Origin of the sequence: Roseibium marinum (assembly GCF_002906165.1) — a bacterium.
GTDB classification, from domain to species: domain Bacteria; phylum Pseudomonadota; class Alphaproteobacteria; order Rhizobiales; family Stappiaceae; genus Roseibium; species Roseibium marinum.
The window spans coordinates 19,943-32,548 of sequence record NZ_PPCN01000004.1 but is presented as its reverse complement, the minus strand read 5'-3'; the positions used below and the strand labels follow the sequence as shown (position 1 = coordinate 32,548).

Below are 12,606 nucleotides of genomic sequence, written 5' to 3'. Positions count from 1 at the left end.
CCGATTGCGCGTGTGTGCGTTCCAGAAGCATCGGGCGGGTGCCGAAGGCGCTTCTCCGCAAACCCGGACTGCCATACCGATGCCGCAATGACTTGGCGCGCGGCGGGAACACACGTATGTTCGCGCAATGAATTTGCGATCCGTTCAGCTTTTTCGAATGATCGTGCGGACGGGCTCGCTCGCGTCGGCCGCCGATCGGCTGGGAATGAGCCCGTCGGCGGCAAGCCGCATGATCGGCGTGCTCGAGCACGAGTTGAAGCTGACGCTGTTTTCGCGGCGCAACCGCAATCTCGACCTGACCGGCGAGGGGCGTGAATTCCTGCGGCGCTCCCAGCACATTCTGGAAGGTCTGGAACGGCTCACCGACATTGCGGCCCAGGTCCGGTCGGTCGATTCAGATCCGCTCCGGCTGGTCAGTACGGTTCCCCTGGCGATCTCCGTCTTTTCTCCGGTTCTGGCGATCTGGCAGGCGGAGAACCCGGGGGTGCGCAGCGTCTTGAACATCGAGACGCGCTTCGATCTGGAGAGCAAGGTGGCGGCCCGGGAATACAATCTCGGCATCCTGTCCCTTCCTGTCGAAAACGCGATCGTCGATCTCGACGTCGAGCCGCTCGTCAGCGCGCGCTACGAGGTGGCGATGGCGAGGGGGCACCGGCTCGCGAACAGGGAAACGCTCACCATCCAGGATATCGTCGATGAGGATTTCGTCGCCTTGCGGCCGGCGCAGCGCTGGCGCAAACGCCTCGACGCCATGGCGATGTCCCACTCCTTCGCGCCGCGGATCGTGTCGGAGACCAGCTCAAGCGCGGCAGCGCTCGATCTCGTGCGCAACGGGCTCGGCGTGACGCTCGCCGACAGAATTCATGCCGGTCTCCAGGAGGATGAACGCCTGGTGCTCAGACCGCTTGAGCCGGACATGTGGACCGACTATTGCCTGGTCACCGGCAAGGGGAGAACGTCGGTGGCAACGCGCGATTTCTCGAACCGGATTCGGGCATGGCTTACGGAACGCTGCTACTCCAGCCCTGCACTGGCCCGGGTGTTGCGGTTCGCGCCCGAAGCCGTCTCGAGCCGGCCGGCCCGCTCTCTGCCCGCCACCGCGAACTGACGGGCGATCGCCGCGCTCTGACCGGTGTTCCGGCGTGGATCGAAGAGCTGCTTGAGCGCCGCCGTGTCAATTGCGCCCTCGATCTCCGGCATGCTCAGGATCAGGCTGTCCAGCGGCTCGCCCGTTGTCCTGGCGCGCGTTACGGCCGCATGCAGAGCATCATGGGCGGCAGCGCGGCCAAGCTTGGGAGCTAGGCGCATCATCACGCTTTCAAGGGCCGTCCCGTCGCTCGATGAGGCGAGGTTCCGGTTCGTCGCACCGGTTTCCACGACCACGGCGTCCAGGATACCGGCGAGGCGGTCAGTCACGCTCAGGGCAAGCAGGCTTGTTTCTTCGACGAGGATGCGCAGCTCGCGATTGGTGACCGCGTCTCCCTCGTGGCTTGGCGGTGTCACCGCGTATGCGCTTGCCGCCTTTGCTCGCAGGAGGTTCGCCTCCGACGTGAGCGCGACCACCAGCTTGGGGTTCACCTTGTGCGGCATGGTCGAACTGCCGACGACGTCGTGGCCAAGATCCTCGGTGACCTCGCCGATCTCGGTCTGCATCAGGACATAAAGGTCGTTGCCGATCCTGGAAACCGCGACGCCGAGCATGGCAAGACACGAGATGTACTCAATCAGCGTGTCCACCTGGGCACGGCCTTCATAAAGAGCGGACTTCAGTCCCAGCTCCTCCGCGAGCCGTGCCGAGAGCGCCGGCCCTTTTTCTCCGAGGCTCTGAAACGCACCGATCGCGCCGCCGAAGCGCAGCTGGAAGAGCCGCTGTTCGCACTCCTCGATCCGCTCTCCAACGCGTAAGAACTCGTCGATCCAGCCGGCGACCTTGAAACCGAAAGTTATGGGGAGCGCGTGCTGGCGGTTTGTTCGTCCGACCATCGCGGTCTCCGCATGGGTCTCCGCCAGGCCGGCCATGCGGTGAAGAGCCAGGGCGAAGCCGCCCTTGAGATCAGCCTGCAGCTCCTTCAACACAAGGAGGCGCCCGGCGTCGATCACGTTCTGCGTCGTCGCCCCCCAGTGCACCCAGGCGCCGGCGTCGCCACAGGCATCGGCGAGGCTGCGGGAGAGTGCGTGGACGGGCGCCATCGTTCGCCGGATTTCGGTGCGAAACTTCATGACATCGAGTTTCTCGAGCCGCGCGGCGGCGGTGATCTCCCGGGCGGCCCAGTCCGGGATCACGCCTGCCTCGGCCTGTACGCGCGCCAGCGCGGCCTCGACATCCAGCCAGGACTGCCAGCGCTTCTCGTCGCTAAAGTAACCGGTTTGTGTTTCAGCCAGCATGTATTTCTTCTCCCGAGGGTTCGCTATTCAGGGCCCGCGCAGTTGAGGGAACCGCGGACAGCAGCGCCTGGGTGTAATTTTCTTTAGGCGATTGAAGCACTTCGGCCGAGGATCCGGCCTCGACAATCCGGCCCGATTTCATCACCGCCACACGGTCGGCAATTTGATGAACGACACCGATATCGTGGGTGATGAGGAAGAGCGTCAGGCCGACTTCCGCCTTCAGATCCGCGAGCAGATTCAGGATCTGGGCCTGGACGGAGACGTCGAGTGCCGATGTCGGTTCGTCACAGACAAGGATCTCGGGCTGCATGATGAGCGCGCGTGCGATTGCCACACGCTGACGCTGGCCACCGGAAAGCTGGCTGGGATAATTGTGCAGAAAGGCCCCGGGCAGACCGACGAGATCCATGATGCCGCGCACCTTGTCGCGCCGGCTCTCGCGTGTGCCGATGCGATGGATGGCAAGCGGCTGCGCGATTGTCTCCCCGATGCTTCGCCTCGGGTTGAGAGAGGAATACGGATCCTGGAAGATCGGCTGAACCAGCCTGGCGCGATTGAGCCCGCTCAGTTCGGACACAGGCTGTCCCGAGATGCGGATATCCCCTTCGCTCGGCGTGTCCAGGCCAAGCAGCATGCGCGCAAGGGTGCTCTTGCCGGATCCACTTTCACCGACCAGGGCAAAGGTCTCGCCGCGCGACACGGTCAGGTCCACGCCGTCGACCGCGCGCAGGCTTTGCACGGGTTGAAAGGCAGTCCGGCGTGTGGTGAAAATTCGCGCCACCTTCGAGATCTCGATCACCGGTTCACCGCCCGAAACCGTGGCGGAGGGCAGTAACGGCATTTTTTCGGCCAACACCCTGACCTGCTGCGGCGGCATGATGCAGCGGTAGCCGTGGCCGGCGTCCGCTGCCTGCAGACCGGGGCGTGCCGCACGGCAGCGGGCCTCAGCCATGGTGCAGCGGTTTTCGAAAATGCAGGCTGTGCGCTCCCCGTAGACCGGCCGGATCCGTCCGGGGATCGCGGACAGGCGCCGCCTTTCGTTGCCAAGCTCCGGCGCCGCATGCAAAAGAGCGGCCGTATAGGGGTGCCTGGGTTGTCCGAGCACCTTGCGCACAGGCCCCGTTTCGACGAATTCGCCCGCATACATCACCGCGACCTTGTCGACTGTCTGGGCAACCACGCCCAGATCGTGGGTGATCAGGATCATCGCCATGCCGAATTCGCGCTGAAGATCGGCCATGAGTGTAAGAATCTGCGCCTGGACCGTCACATCGAGCGCCGTGGTGGGCTCATCGGCGATCATCAGGTCGGGTTTCGACATCAGACCCATGGCGATCATCACGCGCTGGCGCTGGCCGCCGGAAAACTGGTGCGGATATTGGTCGAAACGCGCTTTGGGATCAGGCAGACCAACGCGGTCCATCAGATCCAGGGCCAGGCGACGAGCCTCTGCTTCGCCCATCAGACCGGCGCGCACGACACCCTCGGTCAATTGGCGCCCGACGCTGTAGACCGGATTGAGCGACGTCATCGGTTCCTGGAAAATCATCCCTATCTTCTGCCCGGCAAGGCGGCGCGCGAAGTCCTGGTCCGTAAGCCCGGTCAGCTCATCTTCCAGAAACCGGAGATGCCCGGCCTTTCTTGCCGCCGAACGCGGGAGCAGGTTCATGAGCGCGAGCGCCGTCATGGACTTGCCCGATCCGCTTTCGCCGACGATCCCGAGGCTTTCTCCCCGTTTGAGGTTGAAACTCACCTCGTGCACGGCATTCAGGGGCCCGTTGGGCGTATCCAGCGTGACGGACAGGTCTGCGACGTCGATGACTGTGTCGGACATCTCAGTTCCTCCCTTCAGGCGAGGTAATGTCACGCAGGCCGTCGCCCGCCAGGTTGGCCGCGACCACAAGCAGGAAGATCGCGATCCCCGGCAGCACGACCTGCCACGGACGGAAGAACATCACTTCCTTGCCTTCCGCGATCATCAGCCCCCAGGAGGGAGTTGGCGGGGGGATGCCCACTCCGAGAAAACTGAGCGCACTTTCCGCGAGGATCGCCACGCCGAGTTCGAATGTGAAAATTACCAGGATCTGTGGCACGAGATTGGGCAGGATCTCCCGTAACAGGATCTGCAGTCGCGATGCTCCGATGGCCTCGGCGGCGGCGACGAAATCGATCTCCCGAAGCCGCATCGTCGCCGACCGGGTGACCACCAGGTAATAGGTCCAGTGCAGCACCCCGACGATGCCTATGACCACCCAGACCGAAGGCCCGATGATGAAAACCAGGGCCATCGCGAGCAGCAGGCCCGGAAGCGCGAGCTGTGCCGTCAGGACAAAATTCACGGCATAGTCGATCCGGCCGCCGAAGAAGCCCGCCAGAACGCCCAGGGTCACGCCGATCAGCATCCCGATGGTCGCGGCGCCAAAGCCGACGAGTAGCGAGATCCGGGATCCGTAGATCAGGCGGCTCAGGTAGTCCCGCCCCACCTGGTCGGTACCGAAGGGATATTCCCAGCGTCCGCCTTCCGACCAGACCGGTGGCAACATGCGCGCCGACAGGGTCTGGGCGAAGGGATCGTGCGGCGCCAGAAGCGGAGCGAAGAGGGCGATCAGGAGCAGGGCGAGGAGAATGGCCATGCCGATCTGGAGGCCGCGGTGACCCCGGGCGCGCATGCGAAGCACCTGTCCGGGTGTCAGTGGCGCCGGTGTGGCGTCGGCAGCGTCTGCCTCGATATAAGAGATGTCAGCCTTTGCATCGCTCATCATGCGATCCTCAGTCTTGGGTCGAGCACCGCGTTGAGGATGTCGGCGAGGAGGTTCATCGCGACGAAAACGATGGCGAACAGGAAGATCAGCATCTGCACGGTGGGGATATCCGACCCGAGGATCGATTCCAGTGCCAGCCGTCCGATTCCGTTGATGGCGAAGATGGTTTCGGTGATGACGGAGCCGGCGAACTTGTGGCCGAGCTGAACCGCCAGAACGCTGATGACCGGCAAAATGGCGTTCCTGAGAGCGTGCCGGCGCACGAGGGCAAAGCCTCGATAGCCTTTGGCCCGCGCTGTGCGGATGTAGTCGCTCTCCATGACGTCAAGCATGCCGGTCCGCGTCAGGCGCATCACCGCCGGAACCGAGCTGGCGCCGAGGACGAATGACGGCAGAACGAAATGCGACAGGGAGCTGTCGCCGGAGACCGGAAATATCTGCCATGTGACCGCGAAGAGAATGATCATGATCAGGCCGAGCCAGAAATTCGGGATTGCCTGCGCGGAGACGGCGACCCCGAGTGCCATCCGGTCGATTGCCGTGTTCGGCCTGAACGCCGCCACGATCCCCAGCGGCAAGGCGATGATGATGGTGACGGAAATCGACATGAACGCCAGCAGCAGCGTCACCGGCGTGCGGTTCATAACGATCTCCGCGACCGGTTTGTTCCAGTAGTAGCTTTCGCCGAAATCTCCGCGAAGCACACCGCCGGCCCACTCGGCGTAGCGCACGAGGAACGGACGGTCGAAGCCGTAGGTCTTGCGGATCTGCTCCACGACTTCCGGCTCGGCGTCTTCGCCAGCGATTGCCTGGGCGGGATCGGTGGCGAAGTTCAGCAACAGGAAGGTCACGAAGGACAAGATAACGGCCACCGCGACGGCAAGCGACAATCGCTTCAGGGAGTATTTCAACATTTTGCGGACTTTACGGGTCGGAGAAAAATCTGGGACAGTCCGGCGCGCCTGCTCATCCCGCGTTCGCTTGAACGCCGGCAAGATGCTCTGACACTTTAAGGCCGATCATCTTGCAGACCTCCAATCGAGACCGATTGGAGGTCTGTTGATCCAGGTGCGCCGTCCGCCGTTATTTCCAATTTGCGCGATAAAGCCTCGGCAGACCATCCGCGTAGGTCGGAAATTCCAGTTCCGAATTTACAAGGAAGTTCTGCGCGTAGGAAAACATCGGGACCCAGTAAGCCTCGTCCGCGATGATCGACAGCGCCTCGGAGTAAAGCGCCTTGCGCTTTTCCTGGTCGCCGGTCACTTCGGCGGCCAGAACGAGATCGGTGACCTTGGGGTTGTTGGACATGTTGCGGTCGGTGTCGGCGCTGAAGTGCACCCGGGCGATTGCCGCCGTGTCCGGCGTGCCGCCCGATCCCCATGTCCCGAAATAGGCCTGGATCTGGCGGTTGGCACGTGCCTCGTTCAGCGAAGCAAGCTTGCCGTGGCGAAGCGACACGTTGATGCCGACAGCCTGGAGCTTCGCCAGGACGACTTCGGCGACAGCCTTGTCGCGGTAGGACCACAGCTCGAGGTCAAACCCCTCCGGGTATCCGGCTTCGGCCAGAAGGGCCTTGGCCTTTTCCGGGTCGTAGTCGTATTCCGCGACGGATTGATCGCAGCCGAACTGCGCCGGGTGGCATGCCGTATGGACCGCCTGTGCACCGCCACCCATCAGGAACTCGGCTATCTCGTCGCGGTTGATGGCATGGTTCATGGCCCGGCGCACGAGGACGTTTGTCAGCGGGCCTTCCGGGTCCGTGTGCCCGAAGGCATCGAGCACGAGGAAACCGATGCGCAGATCGGTGGACACGACATGATCGATGTTGGGAGCCGCGCCCATGGATTCAGCCACATCGCGCGAGACCTTGAACATCCAGTCGATGCCGCCCGAAAACAGTTCGGCCTGCTGGGTTCCGGTGTCCGGAAGGCTGCGGATCACAATTGTTCCGATAGAGACGGGCTGCTTCGGGCTTTCAGCGAAATAGCCGTCAAAGGCTTTCAGAACGACTTCCTTGCCGGGCTCGAAAGACTCTACCCTGTAGGGGCCGAGGCCGACGAGGCTGGTCGCCGCGGCGTTCGGGTCGTTGTCGTAGGTGCCGGCTTTGCGGATCTGGATACGATTGGCCATGTCGCGAACCGCCAGCGGATATTCCTCGAGCATATGGAAGCGGATGGTTTTGTCATCGACGGCAACCGCCTTGTCGAGCCAGCGTTCAATCGTACCTTTCGCGGCGCTCTCGCTCTCCTCGCTTATGACCCAGTTGTAGGTGTAGGCCACATCCTCGGCTGTGAGGCCGGTTCCGTCGTGGAAAATCACTCCGTCGCGCAGCTTCACCTCGATCGTGAGCGGATCGAGATACTCATAGCCGGTGGCGACCGACGGGATGTAGGTGTTTGTTTCCGGATCGTAGTCGAAAAGACCTTCGTCGATCAGGTCCGACAGGATGATGTATTCGCGCTTGGTTGTGTTGTTGTAGTCGAGATTGAGGATCTCTTCGCCGAACGCGACACGCATCGTGTCATCCGCCTTGTCAGCTCTCGCTTCGGCCGGAATCATGAACGGCATCATTGCCGCGAGCGCGGCAATGCGCATGTATGTAAGCATCTTGTACTCCTCCCATGAGTTCAGGCGGTAGACTAAGCGGGCCGGGGACTTCCAACAATTGCAATAAAGCGATAGTTAATTGCGTTTTTTGCAGCAATCGGGAGCGGCAGCCATGATTGGGATTGTGCGTTCGTTGGAGCACGGCCTTATGAAAAAGGAGCTGGTTCGGGTCAGGGAGCTTAAGCGGACAGGTGACATACTCAAATGTGCCGTCTGTCGGAACCGGCTCGGCCGCGTGCGTCTTGAATCCAAGATCACTCAGGACGCGGGGCGTAAATTTCTTTCCGTACACTCCACAATTCTGCAATATGATTCCGTTACGTGAAATTGCCTCCATTCAGGTGGATTGGCAGGTTTTCGCATGTGCACGTTTAAAAGGAAAAAGACATGGGTTTCTTCGATTTCGTAACGGATGCCGGCAAAAAGCTTTTCGGCGACGATGAAGCGCCGGCAGCGAGCGCCGATGCCATCGAAAAGGAAGTTGCCGCGCTCGGACTGGACGGCGACGTCAAGGTCGAGGTGAACGGCGATACGGTCAAGATCGCAGGGGCGGCGCCGACGCAGGAAGCGCGCGAAAAGCTGATCCTCGCCGCCGGAAACGTTCTGGGTATCGGCAAGGTCGAAGAGGAGATTACGGTCGAGACCAGCGAGCCACAAGCGACCTTCCACAGGGTCGAAAAGGGCGACACGCTCTGGGCAGTCGCTGAAAAGGCCTATGGCAACGGTTCCAAGTATCAGGCGATCTTCGAGGCCAACAAGCCGATGCTGTCCCATCCGGACAAGATCTACCCGGGCCAGGTCCTGCGCATTCCCGCCCTTTAAGGGCATTGTTCCAGGCCGCGGCACATGCCGCGGTCCGGGGACTATCAAGAGGATCAGACCCTTGCCGAACGCGCGCCGAGCTGACTTGAAAGCGAGGAACGAACTCGGGAAGGACAGGTCACTCCCGACATATATTCAAAAAATATTACCGACGCGATTACATTTACCTGCTGGACAGGCCACATGAATTGGAGTGAACAATGTCGATTATTCGTTTCTGTCTTTTTATCCTGATTGCCGTGACGGTCTGCGGTCCTGCCCAATCTCAGGACAATCCCATCGTGACAAGAATGGCCGCCTTCACCGAGGCCTACAACGCCAAGGATGCCGAGGTCATTTCCGGTTTCTACGCTGAAAAAGGTGCGCTTCTTCCGCCCCAGGGCAAAGCCCTTATCGGGCGTCCGGCGATTGCGGCGCATTACGCGAATGCGTTTGCAAATGGTGTCGCTGGCCTCAAATACCGCGTGATCGAGATCGACCAGACCAGTGAAGATACTGCCATCGAGATCGGCGAGACGCTGGTCGCGTTCAACACGCAGACCATCACCGGCCGGTCCATGCACATCTGGAAGAAGGTGAACGGCGAATGGTTTCTGCACCGGGACATGTACCATGTGCTCGCCATGTCCAAGTGACGCTGCTTCCTGGTGGAAAGTACGGGAAAACCTGAACCGTCATCCTGCTCGAAGGATGTCTTTCAAGGAATCGTTCTGCTGCCGGACTTCGACCAGGTTGAGGCCTGAATGAAGATCGATCAAATGACTTTTCTGGATTTCTTCCGCCGCATCGCTGTCATGTTCGGCGAAAGCTTTCATCAATGCATGGTGTGAGTGGCTTTCGCAGGCCGTGTCCGGGCGTTTCCAGTACATGGCGATGATCAAAGAGGACCGGGAAATGAGGGACCGGACCATACGGGCCAGAACCTGCTGGTCCGCAATGTCGGCAATCGTCGTGTGAAATGCGCCCGATAGAAACAGGGCCTTGCCCATGTCTCCGGCATGCAGGGCCTGGTGTTCCGCATCGATATGGGCCTGCAAACGTGCGAGATCCTTCCCGGTGACCGCTTTGGCCGCCATGCGGGCAACTCTCGGCTCTATGAGCGCCCGGGCTTCAAAGATCTCATGCGCTTCGCGAATGCTGGGCTTTGCGACAAACGCACCGCGATTTTTTTCAATCGCGACCAGCCCCGTATGAGCCAATGCCTGAAGGGCCGCACGCACAACCGTGCGACTGGCGCCATAGATCTCACCGACTTCATCTTCAGACAGTTTCGTTCCCGGTGCGAGACGATGTTCCAATATCGCGCCGTGAATCTTCAGGCAAATATCGAGTGTTCGTCCTTGCGGGAGCTGGAACAGGTCATGGAGGCGGTGTGCGTCTTTTCTGTCGGGCATCAAACTACGTTCTGCATGGCCTATTAAGCAGGCTGAATGTTGTTGTGCCGCCATCATACCTACGTCATTCGCAGGTACAATCAAAATTGTATACAATTATTGTGCATAATGTATTCGATATGATTAGAAACTGTGCACTTCAACTTTTCCGCCGAGGTGTTGATCAGAACAATTTGGCTCATGAATAGCGGAATTCCGCGAAAAAAATAATCTGGCACGGTGATTGCGAAGGAGCTGGCGAAATCGTCAGGCGACCCGAGAACCGAGCATATGAGCAAAGCACTTGACCTGGAACTTGTCGCGACCACCAAGCGGTACGGTGAAACCGTGGCGGTGGCCGCCATCGATCACACTTTCAGGTCAGGAACCTACTCGTGCCTGCTCGGTCCGTCCGGCTGCGGAAAATCGTCGACATTGCGGATGATCGCTGGCCACGAACAGGTCAGTGAGGGCGATATTCTTCTGGGCGATGTCAACATCACCGATCGCCCACCCGCCAGCCGCGGCACGGCCATGATGTTTCAGAATTACGCATTGTTTCCGCATATCAGCGTTACGGACAACGTGGCCTTTTCCCAGAAAATGAAGGGTATCGAGAAATCGGTGCGCCGGAAGCGGGCGATGGAGCTGCTCGATCTGGTCGACATGGTGTCCTATGCGGATCGGCTTCCCGATCAGCTTTCCGGCGGCCAGCAGCAGCGTGTTGCATTGGCGCGGGCATTGATCACCGAACCTTCCGTGCTTCTTCTCGATGAGCCGTTGTCGGCGCTCGATCCCTTTCTGCGCATCAAGATGCGGCTGGAACTGAAGCGGTTGCAGCGTGAACTTGGAATTTCCTTCATCCACGTGACCCATTCCCAGGACGAAGCTCTGGCGCTGGCCGACGACATAATCGTCATGAATGGCGGGAAAATTGAACAGGCCGGCTCTCCCCGGGACGTCTTCAATGCGCCGACGACTGAATTCGTTGCCAGGTTCATAGGTGGTCACAACGTTTTGCGGGTCGGCGGCGAGGCCGTTGCCGTCAGAGCGGACAAACTGGACGTCAAACGACAGGCCGGCGAAGGCGGAGCAATGCTGACCGCCGCCGTCAGGGACGTCGAATATCTCGGGTCGTCAGTCAATCTGGCACTCGATGCAGGCTGCGCGGGCGATCTGACGGCTGCCTTGTCGGATACGGATTTTTTCACAGATCCGATTGAAATCGGCACCACCGTCTTCCTCGCGTGGAAGGCTGAGGATGCCCACGCCTTGGCGGTGTAAGCCGTCTGAAACGCCGGCAGGGGACGCCGGAACAAATCCTTTTCAGGGAACAGGAGCAGAAACGCATGACAAAGAAGCTAGACACCAAAGGCATCAGCCGTCGCAGCATCCTGAAAGGCAGCGCCGCCGCCGCGGGTGCCGCCATCGGATCCGGAGCCGTGACCGGCTTTCCGACCATCTGGGCGCAGAACATCAAGGATGTGACACTGCGCCAGTTCGGGACCGGTGTTTCCAATATCAATGAAGTTGCAGCCAAGGTGAGGGAAGACCTTGGCTTTACACTGGAGATGACCGCGCTCGACAGCGACAGCGTGACCCAGCGTGCGGCCACCCAGCCAAAATCCTTCGATATCGCCGACATCGAATACTGGATCTGCAAGAAGGTCTGGGGCGCCGGCAACCTTCAGGCGATGGACACCTCCAAGATCAAGAACTACGACAAGATTGTAGGCACCTTCAAAAGCGGCAAGCTGACCCCGGAAAGCGTTATCGCCCAGGGCACGGCGCCGCACACGGTCGGCTTTACCTCGGGCCCGGACGGCACGGATTTCGTTCAGGAAGAATCCGGCTGGATGACGCTGATCCCGACCATCTACAACGCCGATACGCTTGGCATTCGCCCGGATCTCATCGGTCGTCCGATCGACACATGGGCCGAGCTGCTGAACCCGGAGTTCAAGGGCAAGGCTTCCATCCTCGATATCTCCTCCATCGGCATCATGGACATGGCCATGGTTGTCGAAGCCATGGGCGAATACACCTATCCCGACAAGGGCAACATGACCAAGGAAGAGATCGACAAGACGCTCGGCATCTTCACGGAAGCCAAGAAGAACGGTCAGTTCCGCGCTTTCTGGAAATCCTTCGACGAGAGCGTCAACCTGATGGCCTCCGGTGAGGTGGTGATCCAGTCCATGTGGTCGCCGGCGATCACCGCCGTGCGCGCCAAGGGTATTCCTTGCGTCTATCAGCCGCTGAAGGAAGGCTACCGGTCCTGGGGCGGCGGTCTCGGTCTTTCCAAGAACCTGTCCGGCCTCGAGCTGGACGCGGCCTATGAGTACATCAACTGGTATCTCGACGGCTGGGTCGGCGGCTTCCTGATGCGTCAGGGCTATTATTCCGCCGTGCCGGAAACCTCCAAGAACTTCATGACCGAGGACGAGTGGGGCTTCTGGTTCGAAGGCAAGCCTGCCGAAGGTGAAATCAAGAACCCGTTCGGCGATGTCATGGAAAAAGCCGGTGCCGTGCGCGATGGCGGTTCCTTCTACGACCGCATGGGCTCCGTTGCCTGCTGGAACGCGGTCATGGACGAAAACCGTTACATGGTCCGCAAGTGGAACGAGTTCATCGCCGCCTGACCGCTGCAACGA

11 protein-coding genes are annotated in these 12,606 nt (G+C 60.5%); 5 read left to right on the top strand and 6 right to left on the bottom strand.

What is annotated here, in order from left to right; genetic code table 11:
- Positions 1-127 precede the first annotated feature (127 nt).
- Entirely contained in the window at positions 128-1,108 is a 981-nt protein-coding gene (locus CLV41_RS11080; protein WP_103222407.1) for a LysR family transcriptional regulator, read from the top strand.
- On the opposite strand, the gene CLV41_RS11075 is transcribed toward CLV41_RS11080, so the two are convergent.
- The 5 genes from CLV41_RS11075 to CLV41_RS11055 all read right to left on the bottom strand — a co-directional run bounded on the left by CLV41_RS11075 (position 1,015) and on the right by CLV41_RS11055 (position 7,757).
- On the bottom strand, positions 1,015-2,385 hold the full coding sequence (locus tag CLV41_RS11075) for a lyase family protein (RefSeq protein WP_103222406.1): 1,371 nt from the start codon (positions 2,383-2,385) through the stop codon (positions 1,015-1,017). The genes CLV41_RS11080 and CLV41_RS11075 overlap by 94 nt on opposite strands.
- On the bottom strand, positions 2,375-4,222 hold the full coding sequence (locus CLV41_RS11070; RefSeq protein ID WP_103222405.1) for a dipeptide ABC transporter ATP-binding protein: 1,848 nt from the start codon (positions 4,220-4,222) through the stop codon (positions 2,375-2,377). Before CLV41_RS11070 ends, CLV41_RS11075 begins: the two co-directional genes overlap by 11 nt.
- Before the next feature lies 1 nt (position 4,223).
- A complete protein-coding gene (locus tag CLV41_RS11065; protein ID WP_103222762.1) occupies positions 4,224-5,147 on the bottom strand; it encodes an ABC transporter permease in 924 nt (307 codons plus the stop codon).
- Entirely contained in the window at positions 5,147-6,064 is a 918-nt protein-coding gene (locus tag CLV41_RS11060) for an ABC transporter permease (protein ID WP_103222404.1), read from the bottom strand. Before CLV41_RS11060 ends, CLV41_RS11065 begins: the two co-directional genes overlap by 1 nt.
- Positions 6,065-6,233: 169 nt before the next feature.
- Complete coding sequence (locus tag CLV41_RS11055) at positions 6,234-7,757, bottom strand: ABC transporter substrate-binding protein (RefSeq protein WP_103222403.1); 1,524 nt, start codon at positions 7,755-7,757, stop codon at positions 6,234-6,236.
- Positions 7,758-8,144: 387 nt separating this feature from the next.
- On the opposite strand from CLV41_RS11055, the gene lysM reads away from it, so the two are divergent.
- Together lysM and CLV41_RS11040 are read left to right on the top strand one after the other, a co-directional pair.
- Entirely contained in the window at positions 8,145-8,579 is a 435-nt protein-coding gene (gene lysM, locus CLV41_RS11045) for a peptidoglycan-binding protein LysM (RefSeq protein ID WP_103222401.1), read from the top strand.
- Between the two features lie 200 nt (positions 8,580-8,779).
- A complete protein-coding gene (locus tag CLV41_RS11040) occupies positions 8,780-9,214 on the top strand; it encodes a YybH family protein (protein ID WP_103222400.1) in 435 nt (144 codons plus the stop codon).
- Between the two features lie 39 nt (positions 9,215-9,253).
- Here the strand turns inward: CLV41_RS11040 and CLV41_RS11035 are convergent, their stop codons facing one another.
- Positions 9,254-10,030: a GntR family transcriptional regulator gene (locus CLV41_RS11035; RefSeq protein WP_235867113.1), complete on the bottom strand. Its 777-nt coding sequence runs from the start codon at positions 10,028-10,030 to the stop codon at positions 9,254-9,256.
- A 213-nt stretch (positions 10,031-10,243) separates the two neighbouring features.
- Between CLV41_RS11035 and CLV41_RS11030 the strand changes: the two genes are divergently transcribed.
- Both CLV41_RS11030 and CLV41_RS11025 read left to right on the top strand, forming a co-directional pair.
- Positions 10,244-11,236 carry an ABC transporter ATP-binding protein gene (locus CLV41_RS11030; RefSeq protein ID WP_103222398.1) on the top strand — a complete coding sequence of 331 codons (993 nt, stop codon included), beginning with the start codon at positions 10,244-10,246 and terminating at the stop codon, positions 11,234-11,236.
- Between the two features lie 65 nt (positions 11,237-11,301).
- A complete protein-coding gene (locus CLV41_RS11025) occupies positions 11,302-12,594 on the top strand; it encodes an ABC transporter substrate-binding protein (RefSeq protein WP_103222397.1) in 1,293 nt (430 codons plus the stop codon).
- Positions 12,595-12,606: the final 12 nt, after the last annotated feature.

Bases quoted from the DNA above. Each gene is read 5' to 3' on its own strand.
- CLV41_RS11080 (WP_103222407.1), top strand. From the start codon at position 128: ATGAATTTGCGATCCGTTCAGCTTTTTCGAATGATCGTGCGGACGGGC.
- CLV41_RS11075 (WP_103222406.1), bottom strand. From the start codon at position 2,385: ATGCTGGCTGAAACACAAACCGGTTACTTTAGCGACGAGAAGCGCTGG.
- CLV41_RS11070 (WP_103222405.1), bottom strand. From the start codon at position 4,222: ATGTCCGACACAGTCATCGACGTCGCAGACCTGTCCGTCACGCTGGAT.
- CLV41_RS11065 (WP_103222762.1), bottom strand. From the start codon at position 5,147: ATGAGCGATGCAAAGGCTGACATCTCTTATATCGAGGCAGACGCTGCC.
- CLV41_RS11060 (WP_103222404.1), bottom strand. From the start codon at position 6,064: ATGTTGAAATACTCCCTGAAGCGATTGTCGCTTGCCGTCGCGGTGGCC.
- CLV41_RS11055 (WP_103222403.1), bottom strand. From the start codon at position 7,757: ATGCTTACATACATGCGCATTGCCGCGCTCGCGGCAATGATGCCGTTC.
- lysM (WP_103222401.1), top strand. From the start codon at position 8,145: ATGGGTTTCTTCGATTTCGTAACGGATGCCGGCAAAAAGCTTTTCGGC.
- CLV41_RS11040 (WP_103222400.1), top strand. From the start codon at position 8,780: ATGTCGATTATTCGTTTCTGTCTTTTTATCCTGATTGCCGTGACGGTC.
- CLV41_RS11035 (WP_235867113.1), bottom strand. From the start codon at position 10,030: ATGATGGCGGCACAACAACATTCAGCCTGCTTAATAGGCCATGCAGAA.
- CLV41_RS11030 (WP_103222398.1), top strand. From the start codon at position 10,244: ATGAGCAAAGCACTTGACCTGGAACTTGTCGCGACCACCAAGCGGTAC.
- CLV41_RS11025 (WP_103222397.1), top strand. From the start codon at position 11,302: ATGACAAAGAAGCTAGACACCAAAGGCATCAGCCGTCGCAGCATCCTG.